Below are 18,707 nucleotides of genomic sequence, written 5' to 3' on the forward strand. Positions count from 1 at the left end.
CCGGCGCGGTTCGAAGCGCACACAAGCTGTGCTAGCTTGGCCGACAGTCCAGAGAGTCTGCCATGTCCATCACCCCACGACGCACCAAGATCCTTGCCACCCTCGGCCCGGCCACCGATCCGCCGGGCGTGCTCGATGCCTTGCTCACGGCTGGCGTCGATGTGGTCCGCCTCAATTTCTCGCACGGCGATCCGTCCTCGCAGATCGCGCGCGCCAACGCGGTGCGCGAAGCCGCGCTGCGGGTCGGAGTCGAGGTCGGCATCCTCGCCGACCTGCCCGGTCCGAAGATCCGCATCGAACGCTTCGCCGAGGGCAAGGTATTGCTCAAGGCCGGCGACCGCTTCGACCTGATCGCCGCGGAAAATCCGCCGCCGGGCAATCTGCGCGAAGTCGGCGTGAGCTACCTCGGCCTGCCCGGCGACGTCAACCCCGGCGACGTGCTGCTGCTCGACGACGGCCTGCTGCAGTTGCGGGTCGGCGCGATCGACGGCGAACGCATCATCACCACCGTGCTCAACGACGGCACCTTGTCCGATCGCAAGGGGCTCAACAAACTCGGCGGCGGCCTGTCGCTGGGCGCGCTGACCGAGCGCGACAAGGAGCTGATCCTGGTCGCGGCCGAATTGAACGCCGACTTCATCGCGGTGTCGTTCTGCCGCAACGCCGAGGACATGAACGAAGCGCGCCGGATCGCCCGCGCCGCCGGCAGCGATGCCGCGCTGGTGTCGAAGATCGAGCGCGCCGAGGCGATCGAGAATCTGGCCGAGATCGTCGAGGCCAGCGACGTGGTCATGGTCGCGCGCGGCGATCTGGGCGTGGAGATCGGCGACGCCGAATTGCCTGGCCTGCAGAAGAAGATCATCCGCGAATCGCTGCTGCGCAACCGGGTGGTGATCACCGCCACGCAGATGATGCAGTCGATGGTCGACAACCCGATCCCGACCCGCGCCGAAGTGCTCGACGTCGCCAACGCGGTGATCGACGGCACCGACGCGGTGATGCTGTCGCAGGAATCGGCCGCCGGCCGCTATCCGATCAAGGCGGTCGAGGCGATGGCGCGTATCTGCCTGGGCGCCGAGCGCCAGTTCAACCACGACACCGATTTCGAAGCCGCGCCGCGCAACCTCGAACGCGCCGACCAGGCGATCGCGATGGCGGCGATGTTCCTGTCCGAACACATCGGCGTGCGCGCGATCGTCGCGATGACCGAATCCGGCGGCACCGCGCGGTTCCTGTCGCGGTTCCGTTCCAACGCGCCGATCTATGCGTTCTCGCGCCACGACGGCGCGCGCCGGCGCATGGCGATGATGCGCGACGTCTACCCGATCGATTTCGACAGCCGCGGCCAAGCCTCGCGCGACGCCGCGCGCAACGTGGTCAAGCAGTTGTTCGATTGCGGCAAGCTGGCCCAGGGCGAGCGGGTGATCTTCACCAGCGGCGACACCATGGAGCAGCACGGCGCGACCAATACCCTGCGTCTGCTGCAGGTGGGCGAGGGCGGCAGCGCCGAGGGTCTGGGCGAGTTGTAAACCGGCGGCATCGCGTCCGCTCGCTGCATGGGAGGTCGTCGACCTCCCATGCCCGGCGCGAGCCTTCGTGGTCTCGATACAGCGGGGCGATCACGCCCCGACGTAGCCGCCCTTGAATACCGGCTTCCACTGGCCCGACTTGCGCGTCCAGATCTGGTATTCCACGCCTTCGTACTGGCCCAACTGGAAAATCAATTCCGGCTCGCCGTCGCCGTCGAGGTCCAGGCGGTCGAAGTAACGATGCGTTTCCACGATATCGCCGCCGGTCACCTGGACCAGCCGGCCGGCGGTCTTGTAGCCGCCCTTGCCGTCGGATTCCAGGATCAGCACCGCATCGACGCTCGTTTCAACGGCGTTTTCGCTCTTGGGCGGCAAGTCCCAGACCAGACTTGCGACATGCACGGTGCCGAGCTTGCCGGCATCGAAGGCATGGATCTGCACGCCGCCGCGTTGCTCGGCGCCAGGACGCGCCTTGAGCGCCTTGTCGATCTGGCCGCGATCGATCTTCTCGCGCTGCAGGGCCGTGCGCAGTTCGCTCTCGATGGCCTTGCGCGCGCTTGCCGACACCGCGGCATCGGCGCGCGCGGCTTGCGCGGTCGCGGGGAAGTTGGTCGCCAGACCGGCGACCTCGTCGCTGCGCGCGGTCATCGGCGCGAGCCGCACCTGCGCTTCCAGGCCCACACCCGCGCTTTCGCGCGATTCCAGCACCTGCACCACGCCGTCGGCGCCGCCGCGGCGATAGAAATGCAGGCCGCGCCGGACCGGGTAATAGCTCGCCTGCGCCTGTAGATCGGTTTCCAGGTAACGGCCGCCGTCCTCGACCCGCGCGAGCGCGACCGCCCAGCCGCGATCCACCGCGAACAACAGCTTCGGCTCGCCGCTCAGACGCTCGGCCTTGGGGTTGAGCAACTGATCGCGGACCAGACCGGCCTGGCGCGCGCCTTCGCTGTCGCCGGCGGCTTGCAGCGCGTCGATCAGCATCTGATGGCTGCGCGCCTGATATGGCGACAAGGCCACCGCGCGTTCGGCCCAGGTCTTGCGCTGATCCGGCGTGGCCGCCGCGTAGCCCGACGCGATCGATTCCGCCGTCGGCGCCTTGGCCTGCAGCAGGTCGGCGCGAATCCAGCCCACCGACGGCGAATCGCCGTCGGTATGTCCGCGCACCCAGCCGTTGAGTTCGCATTCGATTTCCACCGCCGTGGCGATCGGCACCCGGCTGACCAGGCCCGCCTCGCTGCGCGGCACCGGCCGCATCAGCGCCGCGGTGACCGAGACGTAGCGCGTGCCGCTCTTGGGCGCGGCCTTGCATGAGGCGACGGCGGATTGGTATTCGTCGTCGATCGCGGCGGCGTGGGCGGAGGCGGTCGCGGTCAGCATCAGCGCCGCGGCCAGGACGATGCGGTGGCGGTGCAGGCTGAGATTCGTGGTCGACCGGTGAGCGTGTTGCGGCATGATCGCTGTCCTTTGCGGTGAATGCGGATGCGAAGGCTAGGGCTTGACGATGACGTGTGCAATCGACGTTCGGCGCGAGCGATTGCCAACGTGAGGTGTCGATGGGGACCCTGTGGTCCGCGCGCCACACAATTTCGTTCTTGCTTGGCACTCAATGCACGGTGACAGCAGCCGTCGCGGCGGCTTCGATAGTGCGTCGTATGCGAGGTGGCGCGGTCGCGGCTTGCGCCGCTCCTACAGGGGGCAATGCTGCATTCGGCGCGATCGGGCCGGGTGCGTGACATCGGTGTCGGCCGTCGCGCTGAAAACGGTTACCGCCCAAACTGAGCGCAAGTGCCTGATTCGACAGGGCGGGCTCAGGGGCAAGGTTCACCGTCAGCGGCTATAATCGCGGGCTTCCCACCGCTGCCGCAGGATCTCCATGAGCATCGAACAGCTTGCCGAAACCGCCCTGGCCATGGTTGCCCCGGGCAAGGGCATCATCGCGATCGACGAGTCGACCGCCACCATCGCCAAGCGCTTCGCCGGCGTCGGTATCGAGAACACGGAAGAGAATCGCCGCGCCTACCGCGAGCTGTTGCTGACCACGCCGAAGCTGAGCGACTACATCTCCGGTGCGATCCTGTACGACGAAACCCTGCGCCAGTCGACCAAGGCCGGCGTGCCGTTCGCCAAGCACATGGCCGAGCACGGCATCATCCCGGGCATCAAGGTCGACAAGGGCCCGGCGCCGCTGGCCGGCTTCCCGGGCGAAGTGGTGACCGAGGGCCTCGACGGCCTGCGCGCGCGCCTTGAGGAGTACTACAAGCTCGGCGCCCGCTTCGCCAAGTGGCGCGCGGTCATCAACATCAGCGAAGACATCCCGTCGGGCACCTGCATCGAGGCCAACAGCCACGCGCTCGCGCGCTACGCGGCGCTGTGCCAGGAGCAGGGCTTGGTGCCGATGGTCGAGCCCGAAGTCATCATGGACGGCAGCCACGACATCGACACCTGCTTCGAGGTCACCGAAGTCACCCTGCGTTCGCTGTTCGGTTCGCTGTACGAGCACAGCGTGGTGCTCGAGGGCACGATCCTGAAGGCGTCGATGGTCCTGCCGGGCAGCACCTGCCCCGATCAGGTCGGCGTCGAGGAAGTCGCCGCGGCCACCTTGCAGTGCCTGAAGTCGACCGTGCCGGCGACCCTGCCGGGCATCGTGTTCCTGTCCGGCGGTCAGTCCGACGAGGCCGCTACCGCGCACCTCAACGCGATGAACCAGATGGGCCCGAACCCGTGGCCGCTGTCGTTCTCCTACGGCCGCGCCATGCAGTCGGCGGCGCTGAAGCTGTGGTCGCAGGATCTGGTCGCCAACCTGGCCAAGGCCCAGCAGACCGTGTACGAGCGCGCCAAGGCCAACGGCCAGGCCGCGCTGGGCGAGTGGAAGCCGGCTGCCTGAGTCCGGGGTAGTTCGAACTGCTGGCTTCATCGAAACGTCTGCTTCATGGAACAGGAAACGCCGGCCTCGCGCCGGCGTTTTTCGTTATGCGGTCACGGCCGCCCGCCGCCGGTCGTTCCGCCCGATCCGGCGCGTTCTCGCGCCGGGGCTTTTGCTGCAAGATGCGATCCGGGCGGCATTCGGGCCGTCGGCTTTCACTGACCGCAGGGGCATGCGATGGAAACCCAATGGCTGGCGTTCGCGTTCGCGGCGTTGATGGTCACGCTCGCGCCCGGGCCGGACACCTTCCTGGTGATCGGCAACGCGCTCAGCGGCGGCGTGCGTCGCGGCCTGGCGACGGTCGCCGGCATTCTTACCGGCGGCCTGTTCCATGTCGCCTTGTTCGCGTTCGGCGTGGCGCGGTTGCTGATGTATTCCGAACGCGCGTTCTGGACGATCAAGATGCTCGGCGCCGGTTATCTGGCTTGGCTCGGGGTCAAGGCGCTGCGGTCGGCGTTCGCCGCGCGCGTCCAGGCCGATCCGGCCGCCGCGATCGAATCCTCGGCGCGGTCATCGCTGTGGCGCAGTTATGCGCAGGGCGTGCTGACCAACGCGCTCAATCCCAAGATCGCGATCTTCTACCTGGCGTTCCTGCCGCAGTTCCTCGCGCCCGGCCCGGACATGGCGATGCAGTCGATCGCGATGATCGCGATGCACTACGCGATTGGCACCGTGTGGCTGAGCCTGCTGGTGATCGGCGCCTCGCGCATGGCCGGCGCGGTGCGCAGCACGCGGGTGGCGCGCACGCTCGACGGGGTGATCGGCGCGATGATGCTGGGCTTCGGCGCGAAACTGGCGTGGTCGTCGCGCTGAACGGCGGCGCCGCGCGCGGCTGTTAGGCTGGGCGCAGTTCGCACTCAGGCCGGCCCTCATGTCGAATTCCGCAACCCCGTTCATTCCGCCGCAGGTGGCGACCTTGCTCGCCGCCAATCGCAAGATCGAGGCGATCAAGCTGGTGCTCGACAGCAATCCCGGCCTGGGGCTGCGCGCGGCCAAGGACGCGGTGGAGGCGTACCAGCGCCATGGGCCGTCGGCGGCGGTCGGGTCGAGCGCCGGGAACGCCGCGGCGAAGCCGTCGTCCGGGGCGGGACAGGTCGGCGATTTTCCCCAGGCCGCGCGCCAGGCCATCGCCGCGGGCAATCGGATACTGGCGATCAAGATCGTGCGCGAGGCTTACGGGCTGGACCTGCGCTCGGCGATGCAGCGGGTCGACGCCTACAGCGAAGGGCATGCGCCCGACGTGGCTGACCGCGCGGGCGCTGGCCGCAACGGCGCCGCGGCGAATCTGCCGGCCGAAGTGGTGGCGTTGATCCTCGGCGGCCATCGCGAGCGCGCCTCGCAGTTGCTGCAAGCCATGCACGGCCATTCGCCACGCGATGCAATGACCGCCATCGTCGCCTGCGAACTCTCGCGCAAGCGTCGCGGCGTCGGCGCGACCGGCGGCGACACGGTGCGCAGCGGCGACAACAACGGCAAACTGTTCGCGATTGCCGCGCTGATCGCGATCGTCGCGGTAGTGGCGTGGTATTTCATCGCCGCCTGATCGTTGCACGCCGGTACGAGTTGTCACCCACCCACCGAATCGAAGGATCGAACATGAGCGCGCAGCACTTCGCGATTTACTTCAGCGACCCAGCCTTCCGCCTGAGCGAGGGCGAAGACGCCTTGGGCGAAATCGGTGTCGACGTGGCGCGCGACGGCGAGATCCTGCGGCTGTCCGGCGAGGACCTGCCGCGTTTCGCGGTGCGCTTGCTCGCGGGCGATGCGGTCGCGGCGCAGGCGCGAAAGCTGGCCGAAGGCGTCGGTCGCGCGAGTCCCGAAGGCGAAGCGCTGTCGCGCTGCGATCGTTGTTTCGTTGTGGACATCGAGGATTTCGACGAAGCGCTGGACGAGATCAATACGATGATGGAAGTGCAGGCGGCGTTGCAGGATGCGACCGGCGGGGTGCTGTTCCTGTCGTGGAACGGGCATTTGTCGCTGCCTTACGCGGGATGAGCGTCGCGTGCTTTCGCCACGTCATTGCGGTTGCGGTGTAGTCGAGAATTCGCGGTCGCAGCTCACGCAGCTCCTACAGTCGCTTCGTGTAGGAGCTGCGTGAGCTGCGACCGCGAAACTAAATCTACGGCGTAGCTTTCGGTGGACGCGCGATGCGCCGGCGTATCACCCCAACGTTGCCAGCCACTCTTCGTCGCTGCCCTCGTTGACGCCCTCGAACAGGAACGTACTCAGATAGCGCTCGCCGGTATCGGGCAGCATCGCCAGAATCACCGCGCCGGGTTCGGCCTGGGCCGCGACCTGCAGCGCCGCGGCCATGGTGGCGCCGGCGGAAATGCCGACGAACAGGCCTTCCTCGGCCGCCAGCCGACGCGCGGTGTCGCGCGCGAGCACGTCGTCGACCGGCACGATCGCGTGCGCGGCGCCGCGGTCGAGCACGGCCGGGACGAAGTCCGGGGTCCAGCCCTGGATCTTGTGCGGCTGCCAGTCCTTACCGCTCAGCAGCGAGGCGCCGGCCGGTTCGCAGGCGGTCACGCGCACCTCGGGCCGCGCCACGCGCAGCACGTCGGCGACCCCGGTCAGGGTGCCGCCGGTGCCCCAGCCGGTGACGAAATGATCGAGCCGGCGGCCGGCGAAGTCCTGCACGATCTCGGCCGCGGTGGTGCTGCGGTGATAGGCCGGATTGGCCGGATTCTCGAACTGGCGGGCCAGGAACCAGCCGTGCTTCTGCGCCAGTTCGGCGGCGCGGCGCACCATGCCGCTGCCGCGCTCGGCGGCCGGGGTCAGGATCACCTTGGCGCCGTACGCGCGCATCAGCTTGCGACGCTCGATCGAGAAGGTCTCGCTCATCGTCGCCACGAACTTGTAGCCGCGCGCCGCGCAGACCATCGCCAGGGCCACGCCGGTGTTGCCCGAAGTCGCCTCGATCACGGTGTCGCCGGGCTTGAGCTGGCCGCGCGCCTCGGCGTCGAGAATGATCGCCAGCGCCAGCCGGTCCTTGACCGAACCGCCGGGATTGAACGATTCGACCTTCGCGTACACGGCCGCGTGCTCGGGGGCCAGGCGGTGCAGGCGCACGATCGGGGTGCGGCCGATGGTGTCGAGAATGCTGTCGTGGATCATGGACGCGGGCTCCTTGGGGGACGTCCGGAGTATGAACCGCGTTGCCCGCGCGCGGCGTCATGGCGGCGGTTGCAGTGCCGCAACCTGCGAAGGTGAGCGCAATGTCAGCGCGCTGTCAGCGCAGTGTCAGCAAGGCTGCTGCATCTGTACGGCTCCCTTGGCACGCATACATCGCGAGTACGACTTTGCGTATACGGTGGTCAACCAATGGCCCACGCGAGCGTTGACCTCGGACCGCTAGACTCACGCCGGTTTCGGAGCCGCCCACGGTCGGGACCGTGTCGCTCCACCGCCGTGCCAGCGTCGTTCGCGCGAATCGCCTGGTCGGTCCGTATCACCCGTCCGATCCTCACCCGCCCGATCCGCGCCACCGCCCTCACGGGTCCCCGTTCAGAGAACCGCATGCGATCACGTTCCGGATTGACCACCTGTTGCGCCTTTGCCCTCGTCGTCGCCTTGACCGCCTGCGGCAAGAGCGGCAAAGCGCAAGGCGGTCCGGGAGGTCCGGGCGCGGGGCAGGGCGACAGGCCCACCCCGGTCACCGCCGAGCAGGTTCATCTGCGGCCCTGGAACGACACCGTTCAGGCGCTCGGCAACGTCAAGGCGCGCGAGTCGATCACCGTCTCGGCCAAGGTCAGTGAGATCGTCCAGGCGGTGCATTTCGACAGCGGCGATCACGTCGCCGCCGGCGCTTCGCTGATCACCCTGAGCGGCAAGGCCCAGCTGGCCGCGCTGGCTCAGGCCGAGGCCACCGCCAAGGAGGCCGAGCAGTTGTTCAAGCGCCAGACCGAACTGGCCGCGCAGCAGCTGATCGCGCGTTCCGCGCTCGACACCCAGCGCGCCACCCGCGACGCGACCCGCGCGCGGGTCGAGCAGATGAAGGCCGATATCGGCGACCGCGAGATCCGCGCGCCGTTCGCCGGCGTGCTCGGCATCCGCCAGGTCAGCCCGGGCTCGCTGATCACCCCGGGCACGCCGATCGCGACGCTCGACGACACGCAGCGCGTCTATATCGATTTCCCGTTGCCCGAGCCCCTGCTCGCGCGCGTGGCCAAGGGCCAGAGGGTGACCGGCACCAGCGCGGCCTATGCGGGCAAGCGTTTCGAAGGCGAGGTCAGCACGGTCGACGCGCGCATCGATCCGGCCACCCGCGCGGTCACCGTGCGCGCCGACTTCCCTAATCCCGATCATCTGCTGCGCCCGGGCATGCTGGTGCAGGTGACCTTGCTGCAGCCGCAGCGGCAGGCGTTGCTGATTCCGGAAATTTCGGTGGTGCAGGTCGGTACCGATTCCTATGTGTTCCGGATCAAGCCGGACAACACGGTCGAACGCGCGGATGTCGAAGTCGGTACGCGGCGCGAGGGTTTGGCCGAGATTGTTGAAGGCTTGAAGGTCGGCGATCGGGTGGTGGTCGATGGTACCGGCAAGTTGCGTGTCGGCGGCAAGGTGCAGGTGACGGCGGCTGCGGCGGTGCCTGCGCCCGCGCAGACACGCGAGGCTGAGGCAGATGCATCCGCGCCGGTGCCCGCGGTGCAAACGCCGGCCGCGCCGGCGACCAATGGACCCGCGCAAGCGCCGGCTGCCGATGCGCCGACGCAGAAGAACGCCGCGGCTGGTAAGGGCAATGCCAATGGCTGAGTCCCAGGGTTTCCTCGAGCGACTGCGTTCTCTCATTTCGTCATTCCCGCGCACGCGGGAATCCAGCGACTTTCGTGCGGCTACGTCAAAGTCACTGGATGCTCGGCGTTCGCCGAGTGAAAGCGGAGCCCGCGTTCGCGGGAATGACGAGCAAGAGCAAGCCACCCCCGTCTACATCGCCGCCAAGCGCGGCGAACCCAAACGCCGCAACGGCGCGGGTGACGGCCGATGATGCTCTCCGACGTCTCCATCCGCCGTCCGGTCTTCGCCACCGTGATGAGCCTGCTGCTGATCACCCTGGGCGTCATGGCGTTTTCGCGCCTGACCCTGCGCGAACTGCCGGCGATCGACCCGCCGGTGGTCTCGGTCGACGTGTCCTACCCCGGTGCCTCGGCGGCGGTGGTCGAAACCCGCATCACCCAGGTGCTCGAAGACGCGCTGGCCGGCATCGAAGGCATCGAGACCATCGAATCGCGCAGCGTCAACGGCCGCGCCTCGATCAGCATCGAATTCACCCTGCAGCGCGAGATCGAAGCCGCCGCCAACGACGTGCGCGACGCGGTCAGCCGCGTGGCCGACCGCATGCCCGAGGAAGCCGATCCGCCGGAAATCGAGAAAGTCGAAAGCGACGCCGACCCCATCATGTGGCTCAACATGAGCTCCAAGCAGATGGACACGCTGCAGCTGTCCGACTACGCCGAGCGTTACGTGGTCGATCGGCTGTCTTCGGTCGACGGCGTCGCCCAGGTGCGCATCGGCGGCCAGCAGCGCTACGCGATGCGGATCTGGCTCGACCAGGACGCGCTGGCCGCGCGCGACATCACCGTCAACGAAGTCGAAGCCGCGCTCGGCGCGGAGAACGTCGAACTGCCGGCCGGACGTATCGAATCGGAATCGCGCGACTTCACCCTGCGGGTTGCGCGCAGCTATCAAAAACCCGCCGATTTCGCCCAGATCCCGCTGAAGAAGGGCGCCGACGGTTATGTCGTGCGGCTGGGCGATGTCGCCAAGATCCAGCTCGATTCGGCCGAACGCCGCGCCTATTACCGCAGCAACGGCGAGCAGAACATCGGCCTGGGCGTCGTCAAGACCTCGACCGCGAACAGCCTGGACGTGGCGCGCGCGGTGCGCGAAGCGGCCGACCAGATCCGTCCGGGCCTGCCGCAGGGCACGGACATCTTCGTCGCCTTCGACACCACCGTGTTCATCGAATCGGCGGTCGAGCGCGTGTACCACACCTTGGTCGAAGCGATCGTGCTGGTGCTGATCGTGATCTGGCTGTTCCTCGGCAGCTTCCGCGCCGCGCTGATTCCGGCGGTGACGGTGCCGGTGTGCCTGATCGCCGCGTTCATTCCGCTGTACATGTTCGACTTCTCGATCAACCTGCTGACCTTGCTGGCGCTGGTGCTGTGCATTGGCCTGGTGGTCGACGACGCGATCGTGGTGATGGAGAACATCCAGCGCCGCGCCGACCTGGGCGAACCGAGCCTGGTGGCGGCCGCGCGCGGCACCAAGCAGGTCGCGTTCGCGGTGATCGCGACCACCGCGGTCTTGGTCGCGGTGTTCCTGCCGGTCGGCTTCATGGAAGGCAACACCGGACGCTTGTTCCGCGAGTTGTCGGTGGCCCTGGCCGGTGCGGTCGCATTGTCGGCCTTCGTCGCGCTGACCCTGACCCCGATGATGTCGTCCAAGTTCGTGCGTCCGCACAGCGAGGAGAAGTCGAACTTCATCAATCGCTGGATGAACGCGCGCCTGGACGGGGTGAGCCGGCGCTACAAGGGGCTGCTCGACCGCACCGTCGAGCGGCCGTGGCTGTTCGGCGTGTTGATGCTGATCGCGATGGCGGTGAGCTTCGTGCTGTTCAAGGTCGTGCCGTCGGAACTGGCGCCGCAGGAAGACCGCGGCTCGTTCCAGATCTCGATCCTCGGCCCGGAGGGCGCCGGTTACGACTACACGGTCAAGCAGGTGCAGCAGGTCGAGAAGATCATCGCCTCGCACACCGGCCCGGACAAAACCATCCAACGCTACAACCCGCGCGTGCCCGGCGGTTTCGGCGCCAGCGAGGAAATGCATACCGGCCGCATCGCGGTGTTCCTGCAGGACTGGGACAAGCGCGATGTGAGCACCGCCGACGTCGCCAACGGTCTGCGCGGCGAACTGAGCCAGCTCACCGGCGTGCGCGCGTTGCCGCAGGTCGGCGGCGGTCTGGTGCGTACCCGCGGCCAGCCGATCCAGATCGTGCTCGGCGGCCCGGAATACGCCGAACTGGCGCAATGGCGCGACCGTCTGCTGGCGCGCATCGATCAGAACAAGGGCCTGTTCTCGGCCGACTCGGACTACAAGGAAACCCGGCCGCAGATGCGCGTGGAGATCGACCGCCAGCGCGCGGCCGACCTGGGCGTGAGCGTCACCGACATCGGCCACGCGCTGGAAACCATGATGGGCTCGCGCCGCGTCACCACCTTCGTGCAGAACGGCGAGGAGTACGACGTGATCGTGCAGGCCAATCGCGAACTGCGCACTTCGCCGGCGGACCTGTCGGCGATCCAGGTGCGCGCGCGCGACGGCGCTCTGATCCCGCTGTCGAATCTGGTCACCCTCAGCGAACTGGCCGAGCCCGGCAGCCTCAACCGCTTCAACCGCCTGCGCGCGATCACCATCAGCGCCGGTCTCGCTCCCGGTTACACCATGGGCGAGGCGGTCGCGTGGTTGAATCAGGTCGTCGCCGAGGAACTGCCCGATCAGGCCCAGATCGACTGGAAGGGCGAATCGCGCGAATACCAGAAGGCCGGCGGCGCGGTGCTGATGACCTTCACCCTGGCGTTGCTGGTGGTGTACCTGGTGCTGGCGGCGCAGTTCGAAAGCTTCATCCACCCGTTCGTGATCATGCTGACCGTGCCGCTGGGCGTGCTCGGCGCCTTGCTGGGGCTATGGATGACCGGCGGGACGCTCAACCTGTTCAGTCAGATCGGCATCGTCATGCTGGTCGGACTGGCGGCGAAGAACGGCATCCTGATCGTCGAGTTCGCCAATCAGCTGCGCGACGAGGGACGAAGTATCCATGAGGCCATCGTCGAGTCCTCGGCGGTGCGTCTGCGTCCAATCCTGATGACCTCGATCGCGACCGTGGTCGGCGCGGTGCCGCTGGTGCTGGCCGGCGGCCCGGGTTCGGCCAGCCGCGCCACGATCGGCATCGTGGTGATCTTCGGCGTGTCGTTCTCGACCCTGCTGTCGCTGTTCATCGTGCCGGCGTTCTACGTGCTGCTCGCGCGCTTCACCAAGTCGCCCGAAGCGGTCGCGCACGAGTTGGACAAGCTGGAGAAGGAAACGCCGCAGGTGGACGGGCACGCTTGATCGCAGTCGCGTCCCAGGAGATTCGCGTAGGTACCGCCCTGTAGGAGCGGCGTGAGCCGCGACCGCGACATCGCGCTTGCCTCGTCAATGGATGTCGCGGTCGCGGCTCACGCCGCTCCTACAAGGGGGCATGCGCTCGCGCGGCCGGCGTTAGCCATGTCAGGCCAATTCGATGACCCGGCCGCATTCGTACCCGCGCATCCGCTCCAGCATCCGCAACGCCTCGGCTTTACCCGCCAGCGGCTCAGGCCACTGAAGGCTCACGGAGTCGCCGAATTCCAGATCCCTGAGCCCGGCGGCGTTGAACGCCACATCGATGGATTGCGCGCCGACCCCGATGCGCTGCGCCCCGCCATAGCCGCCGCGGCTCTGGTCGTCGCGCTCCAGATAGATCGCGTCCATGCCGCCGTCGCGATCCTGCGGCTCGATCTCGCAGGAGCAGACGATATGCAGCACGTCCAAGGGGTTTTCGGCCGAGGCGAAGCCCAGGCTGACCCAGAGGTACTCGCCCTCTTCCTCGCCCGACTGGGCTTCCTCGATCAGATAGGTCTTCATCTTTCCTCTCCTGCCGGTCGCGTCCCGGTTCGGTATTTGCAGCGCGGCAGCCACGTAATTAGGCTAATCCTATGAACCTTCCCCCCTCAGCCGCCAGCCCGCCGCCGCGGGGCGACGGTTTCGTGCTGCGCCCGTGGCGCCTGGACGACCTCGACAGCCTGGTCTTGCACGCCAACGACGAGCAGGTATCGCGCGGCCTGGCCGATCGCTTTCCCTATCCCTACACCCGCGAGGACGGCGAGCGGTTCCTGTCCGGCGGCGTCATCGACATGGCCGAGCCGGTGTTCGCGATCGAAGTCGACGGCCGCGCCTGCGGCGGGATCGGCGCGCATCCGGGCAAGGGCGAGCGCGCGCATTCGGCCGAGTTCGGTTATTGGCTCGGGCGTTCGCTGTGGGGCGCCGGGCTGATGACGCGCGTTGTCGCGGCGTTCGCGCCATGGGCGATGAACGAACTGGCGCTGTACCGGTTGTATGCGACCGTGTTCGATCACAATCCCGCTTCGGCGCGGGTGCTGCTGAAGAACGATTTCACCGAAGAAGGCGCGCAACGTTGCGCGGTGGTCAAGCGCGGGCAACTGCACGACCTGCGGGTGTTCGCGAAAGTACGAAGGAGTTTGAACGATGCAACGTGACGATCCGCCGCGCGGTCCGCGCAAGCCTTACAGCGGCCAGGGCCCGCGTAAAGACACCGGTGCCGGTACTACCGGCCAGGGCGCAGGGCAGGGTGCGGGCCAAGCTGCGGGCCAAGGCCCGTGGCGCAGCGGTCCGCGCCGCGACGACGCGCCGCGGCCGCCGCGTCAGGGCCCCGCGCCGCCGCGCGCGCCCGATGCGTCCGGCCCGTATCGCGCCGCGCCGCGTCCGCCGGCCGGCGACAGCCCGTATCGCAACAGCGGCGAGCGCCGCGCGCGCGAGCCCGCGGCGATGGACCCGGCGGCGGTGCCGCACCGCAGCGGCCACGCCCATCCGCACGACCGTTCCGAGCGTCGCGACCAGCGTCATCGCCATGGCGACGACGCTCGCGAACCGCATGCGCGCGAACGCCATGCGCGCGCCGAGCGGCCGTATCGCGAACGCGACGACGAGATCGACGGCGATCTCGGCGACGACGGTTTCGGATCGCCTTCGCCGCAACGCGCGCGCCGCGATGCCGAACTGCGCCTGTATGGGCTCAATGCGATCCGCGCGGTGTTCGCGCGCCGGCCGCAGGCGATCCGCAAGCTGTATCTGGATTCGAACCGGATTCCGCAGTTGCAGCCGTTGCTGGCGTGGTGCGTGGCCAATAAGGTCGGCTACCGGGTGGTCGAGCAGACCGACCTGGACAAGCTCGCCGCGAGCAGCCATCACGAAGGCGTGGTCGCCGACGTGCTGCGCGAGGAGCCGGTGTCGCTGTCGGAATGGCTGCGCGAACTCGCGCCGGGGCCGCAGTTGGCGATCTGGCTCGACGGCGTCGGCAATCCGCACAACCTCGGCGCGATCCTGCGCTCGGCCGCGCATTTCGGCGTGAGCGCGGTGCTGTTGCCGAAGGACGCGACGCTGGCCTTGTCGGGCGCGGCCGCGCGCGTGGCCGAGGGCGGCGCCGAGGTCGTGCCGATGGTGCGCATGGGCCGCAGCGACAACGCGCTGGCGCAGTTGCGTGGCTCGGGCTTCAGCCTGGCCGCGACCGTGGTCAGCGGCGGCGACGACGTATTCGCCGCGTCCTTGCCCGAGCGTCTGATCTACGTGCTCGGCGCCGAAGGCGAGGGCATGGACCGCGACCTGGCCGCGGCCTGCGACCGGCGTCTGTCGATTCCCGGCAGCGGCCAGGTCGAAAGCCTCAACGTCGCCGCGGCGACGGCGGTGCTGCTGGCGGCGTGGCGCGCGCGGCGTTGAACCGCGGCGCTTGATCGCGCACGACCCGGCGCGGCACTCGCCGCGAATGTGGGCCGCCCCTGTAGGAGCGGCGTAAGCCGCGACCGCGAAATCCACATGCGAGGTATGCATGGGCTTGTCCGATCCGCCCGAATCACCAGACCTCATACCGGCGCGGTGGGTGAGGTTTCTCGGTCGCGGCTCACGCCGCTCCTACAGGGAGCGGGCGAACGGACATCGCAGCGGTGAAGCCGGCGCGTGTCTGGAATCGCGACGCTGCATGCGCCGCGATTCCAACCCGCTGAGCGCCTCAACCCAACTGCTTGATCGCCTCCAGCACCACCGCGTACTCCTCGGCGCGGTCCGGTGATTTCAGCATCGCGTCCAGGCAGATCGTGGTCGCGGCGAGCTGCACGGCCTGCATCTGCTGCCGGTACTCCGCGGCGCTGACCTTTTCGAGCCCATCGACGAAGGCTTCGATGCTGACGCGATGGGCGTAGGCGAATGCGCCGGCGGCGCCGAGGGTGTACTGCTGGCTGGCACTGACCGCATCGAGGATTTGCGAATTCACCGAGCTGCGGGTCCTCGCCAGTTGCTTGAGCTTGCTCGCGGTTTCTTGCACGTCGGCCTCCAGAGCCTTTGGATCGGGAACGGTGGTTTGTGCATCGGACGCGATGCCGCCGGTTTCGATGCCGGCCGCGGCCGGTCCGCCGGGCCGGAACGTCGCGCTGGCTTGCGAAAACAGCGTCATCGCGCCCTGTGTGGCCGCCGACGAATTGATGATGCATTGCTGCTGCTGCGCGTTGACCGCGTTCTCGACCATGATCCCGGTGGCATGGCCGATGCTCTCGTAGATCCGCGCGATGGCCATGGCCGGCGCTTCGGCGACGAGTTTGACGTTGGTCTGGGTGACCGCATCGGTGATCTGCGAATTCACGGTGCCGGAAACGGAAGCTGCCTCATCCATGGAGAGTGTCCTGTGCGGGAAGGGATGCAGGCGCGGCGGGGTTGCCGGCCTTCGTTGCGGTTACAACGCAATTCGGCGGGCAGACCGGGCGCCACTCGCGACGCGGAGGCGGTTTTGCGATGGGCATCGCACCGGGGCTGTCGGTGATGGTTGAGAGCGGTCCGATGCCGCGTGCCGCGATCCGGCGATCTGAAAAAAAAGCGTCGGGGCTGAAGCCCCTCCCACAAAAGACCTCGGTGGTTTCGTAGCGGGTTAATCCGGCGTCGGCGCTGTTCATCCGTGTCCTGACGAATCGGCGAGGTCTTTTGTGGGAGGGGCTTCAGCCCCGACGCCTTTCGTTCCGGTGCGACATTGCACGAGCAAAGTGCTGAAGCTGAAACCACGATCCCAAAAAAAAGCCGCCCTTCCCGATCGGGAGAGGGCGGCCCTGTCAGCCATTACTCGCCGCGCTCACTCCTCCGGCGGAACGACCTTCTTCGGCGCGCTGCCGAAATCGCCGTCGGCCGATGCGGCCAGATACGCGAACACCGCATACGCCGCGACATTCTGCGCCAGCGCCTTCGGGTCGATCTTGTCGAGCGTGTCGTCGGGCGTGTGGTGGTAATCGAAGTAGTCGGTACCGTCCTGCGCCAGACGCGCCCAGGCCAGGCCGCCGGCGGCGAACGGCGAGATGTCCGGGCCGGGGCCGCCCTGGCCCGGGGTGTGCTCGATGCCCAGCGGCGCCAGCGCCTGCGCGATCTGCGCGTCGGCGGTCTTGGCGTAGTCCGGCGCCGAACTCGAATAGGCGTAGATACGGCCCGCGCCGAAGTCGCTTTCGGCGCCGATCTGATGCTTGCTCACGTCGGCCGCGTGCTTGGCCGCATAGGCCTTGCCGCCGTGCAGACCCTGTTCTTCGTTGGCGAAGGCGATCACCCGGATGGTGCGCGCCGGGCGCAGCTTGGTCTGGCCGATCAGCTTGGCCGCGGCCATGGTCAGGCCGACGCCGGCGCCGTCGTCGATCGCGCCGGTGCCCAGGTCCCACGAGTCCAGATGGCCGCCGATGATCACCACTTCGTCGGGCTTGCTCTTGCCGCGGATCTCGCCGATCACGTTGTGCGAGGTCGCTTCGCCATCCCAGCCGCAATCCAGCGCCACGCGCACGCGGGTCGGGCCGAGCGCGGCCAGCCGCGACAACTGCGCCGCGTCCGGCGCCGACAAGGCCGCCGACGGAATCGGCTTGAGCCCGTCGTCGAAGCGGGTGATGCCGGTGTGCGGCATGCGGTGCGAATCGGTACCGGCCGAACGCATCAGGAAACCGACGGCGCCGGCGCGGATCGCCGCGGACGGACCGCGGCTGCGCACGCGTCCGCCGGGGCCGTAACCGGCGCCGTCTTTCGCGCGCGTCATGGCGAAGTCGACGAAGGCGATCTTGCCGGCCAGCGAACCGGCCGGCGCCGCTTCCAGCGCGGCCAGGTCGGCGAAGCGCGCGACCTCGCCTTCGACCGTGCCGGCCGGGCTGCCGCCGAGCGCGGTCAGGGTCAACGGCTGCGCATTCGCGCCGAGCACTTGCGCGTGTTCGCTGCGACGTTCCCATTTCGGAAACGTCACCGGCTCCAGCCACACCTTGTCGAAGCCCAGTTCGCGGAACTTCGCCTGCGCCCACGCAACCGCGCGTGCATCGGCTTCGCTGCCGGCCAGGCGCGGGCCGACTTCGGTGGTGAGCGATTCGGTGATCTTGTAGCCCAGGTCGCTGGCGAGCGCGCGTTCGCGCAGTTCCGCGGCGGCGTCGACCGCGGCCTGGGGTATGCGCGTTTCGCGCGGAGCGGCCACGGCAGAGCCTACGAACAGTACAGCAGCCATCGCTGCCCACAACGGTGCGCGCATCCCCAATCTCCTGAGCTGGCCCTGTCGTCCGGAAGGTCGGGCGGCACGGGCGAAACACCGAGCTTAGCAATCCGCGCGGCGGTCGCTATCTGAGGAAAGTCACCCCGCGGCTTGAGCGTTTTTTGTCGCTGGCTATCGCGAGGCTTGAGGCGGGTCGCGTCGGTGCGGCTGACTTTGCCGTTCTTGTGGTTTCGCCCGGCGGTCGGCGAATCAACGAGGTCTTTTGTGGGAGGGGCTTCAGCCCCGACGCTCTTCGCTCAGTTCGCGATGACCTGAAAGAAAAGCATCGGGGCTGAAGCCCCTTCCACAAAAGACTTCGAAGTCGCGCGGCGACCCGTGGCGAGCGCAAAGCGAAACGGCCGCGCGAGGCGGCCGTTTCGAATGCGACGCGAATGAATCGAGAGAACTCAGAGCGTGGTCTTGCCCTGCAGCGAATCGCGGATCTCGCGCAGCAGCAACACGTCTTCCGGGGTCGCCGCGACCGGCGCTTCGACCGGCTTGCGCACCTTGTTGTAAGCCTTGAGCACGATGAAGATCACGAACGCGATCAGGATGAAGTCGATCGCGGTCTGCAGGAACATGCCGTACTTGACCGCGACCTCGGCCGCGACTTCCTTGCCGGCCGCGTCGAGCTGCGAAGGCTTGAGCACGTACTTCCAGTCGCTGACGCTGACGCCGCCGCTCAGGTAGCCGATGCAGGGCATGACGATGCCGTCGACCAGCGCGGTGACGATCTTGCCGAACGCCGCGCCGATCACCACGCCGACGGCCAGATCGACCACGTTGCCGCGCGCAATGAACTCTTTGAACTCGCTGATCATGCCCATCGCATGCTCTCCCTGGTTGCGGCTGGACCGTGACGGACCAGACGGTTGACGACTTCGAAAACGGCGCTCACTCGCCGCGGCGGGAC

At 68.0% G+C, this 18,707-nt stretch carries 15 protein-coding genes; 9 read left to right on the forward strand and 6 right to left on the reverse strand.

What is annotated here, in order from left to right:
* Positions 1 to 62 precede the first annotated feature (62 nt).
* Positions 63 to 1,529 carry a pyruvate kinase gene (gene pyk / locus AC3A4T_RS12450; protein WP_487675677.1) on the forward strand — a complete coding sequence of 489 codons (1,467 nt, stop codon included), beginning with the start codon at positions 63 to 65 and terminating at the stop codon, positions 1,527 to 1,529.
* A gap of 90 nt (positions 1,530 to 1,619) precedes the next feature.
* Here the strand turns inward: pyk and AC3A4T_RS12455 are convergent, their stop codons facing one another.
* On the reverse strand, positions 1,620 to 2,981 hold the full coding sequence (locus AC3A4T_RS12455) for a hypothetical protein (protein ID WP_487675678.1): 1,362 nt from the start codon (positions 2,979 to 2,981) through the stop codon (positions 1,620 to 1,622).
* 421 nt (positions 2,982 to 3,402) lie between these two features.
* Here AC3A4T_RS12455 and AC3A4T_RS12460 point away from each other — a divergent pair, with 421 nt between their 5' ends.
* The 4 genes from AC3A4T_RS12460 (at position 3,403) to AC3A4T_RS12475 (ending at position 6,447) form a co-directional block, all read left to right on the forward strand.
* Positions 3,403 to 4,413: a class I fructose-bisphosphate aldolase gene (locus tag AC3A4T_RS12460; protein ID WP_056107388.1), complete on the forward strand. Its 1,011-nt coding sequence runs from the start codon at positions 3,403 to 3,405 to the stop codon at positions 4,411 to 4,413.
* A gap of 216 nt (positions 4,414 to 4,629) precedes the next feature.
* Positions 4,630 to 5,265, forward strand: coding sequence for a LysE family translocator (locus tag AC3A4T_RS12465; RefSeq protein WP_487675679.1), 636 nt, complete (start codon positions 4,630 to 4,632; stop codon positions 5,263 to 5,265).
* Positions 5,266 to 5,323: 58 nt separating this feature from the next.
* Positions 5,324 to 5,995 carry a hypothetical protein gene (locus AC3A4T_RS12470; RefSeq protein ID WP_487675680.1) on the forward strand — a complete coding sequence of 224 codons (672 nt, stop codon included), beginning with the start codon at positions 5,324 to 5,326 and terminating at the stop codon, positions 5,993 to 5,995.
* Between the two features lie 53 nt (positions 5,996 to 6,048).
* Positions 6,049 to 6,447, forward strand: a complete 399-nt coding sequence (locus tag AC3A4T_RS12475; RefSeq protein ID WP_487675681.1) for a hypothetical protein — start codon at positions 6,049 to 6,051, stop codon at positions 6,445 to 6,447.
* A gap of 165 nt (positions 6,448 to 6,612) precedes the next feature.
* Here AC3A4T_RS12475 and cysK read toward each other — a convergent pair whose 3' ends face one another.
* Positions 6,613 to 7,569 (reverse strand): cysteine synthase A, encoded by a 957-nt coding sequence (cysK, locus tag AC3A4T_RS12480; protein ID WP_487675682.1) that lies wholly within the window; start codon positions 7,567 to 7,569, stop codon positions 6,613 to 6,615.
* A 402-nt stretch (positions 7,570 to 7,971) separates the two neighbouring features.
* Here cysK and AC3A4T_RS12485 point away from each other — a divergent pair, with 402 nt between their 5' ends.
* A complete protein-coding gene (locus AC3A4T_RS12485; protein WP_487675683.1) occupies positions 7,972 to 9,207 on the forward strand; it encodes an efflux RND transporter periplasmic adaptor subunit in 1,236 nt (411 codons plus the stop codon).
* 228 nt (positions 9,208 to 9,435) lie between these two features.
* Positions 9,436 to 12,561 (forward strand): efflux RND transporter permease subunit, encoded by a 3,126-nt coding sequence (locus tag AC3A4T_RS12490; protein ID WP_487675684.1) that lies wholly within the window; start codon positions 9,436 to 9,438, stop codon positions 12,559 to 12,561.
* A 159-nt stretch (positions 12,562 to 12,720) separates the two neighbouring features.
* Here AC3A4T_RS12490 and AC3A4T_RS12495 read toward each other — a convergent pair whose 3' ends face one another.
* Complete coding sequence (locus AC3A4T_RS12495; protein WP_487675685.1) at positions 12,721 to 13,116, reverse strand: Imm10 family immunity protein; 396 nt, start codon at positions 13,114 to 13,116, stop codon at positions 12,721 to 12,723.
* Between the two features lie 71 nt (positions 13,117 to 13,187).
* On the opposite strand from AC3A4T_RS12495, the gene AC3A4T_RS12500 reads away from it, so the two are divergent.
* Positions 13,188 to 13,748 (forward strand): GNAT family N-acetyltransferase, encoded by a 561-nt coding sequence (locus AC3A4T_RS12500; protein WP_487675686.1) that lies wholly within the window; start codon positions 13,188 to 13,190, stop codon positions 13,746 to 13,748.
* A gap of 451 nt (positions 13,749 to 14,199) precedes the next feature.
* Positions 14,200 to 14,985, forward strand: coding sequence for a TrmH family RNA methyltransferase (locus AC3A4T_RS12505; RefSeq protein ID WP_487675951.1), 786 nt, complete (start codon positions 14,200 to 14,202; stop codon positions 14,983 to 14,985).
* Between the two features lie 289 nt (positions 14,986 to 15,274).
* Here AC3A4T_RS12505 and AC3A4T_RS12510 read toward each other — a convergent pair whose 3' ends face one another.
* The 3 genes from AC3A4T_RS12510 to mscL all read right to left on the reverse strand — a co-directional run bounded on the left by AC3A4T_RS12510 (position 15,275) and on the right by mscL (position 18,621).
* Complete coding sequence (locus AC3A4T_RS12510; RefSeq protein ID WP_487675687.1) at positions 15,275 to 15,931, reverse strand: RebB family R body protein; 657 nt, start codon at positions 15,929 to 15,931, stop codon at positions 15,275 to 15,277.
* Between the two features lie 450 nt (positions 15,932 to 16,381).
* Complete coding sequence (locus tag AC3A4T_RS12515) at positions 16,382 to 17,794, reverse strand: M28 family peptidase (RefSeq protein ID WP_487675688.1); 1,413 nt, start codon at positions 17,792 to 17,794, stop codon at positions 16,382 to 16,384.
* Positions 17,795 to 18,201: 407 nt separating this feature from the next.
* A complete protein-coding gene (gene mscL / locus AC3A4T_RS12520; protein ID WP_487675689.1) occupies positions 18,202 to 18,621 on the reverse strand; it encodes a large-conductance mechanosensitive channel protein MscL in 420 nt (139 codons plus the stop codon).
* Positions 18,622 to 18,707 lie beyond the last annotated feature (86 nt).

Source organism: Lysobacter sp. Soil_N_51 (assembly GCF_057655755.1).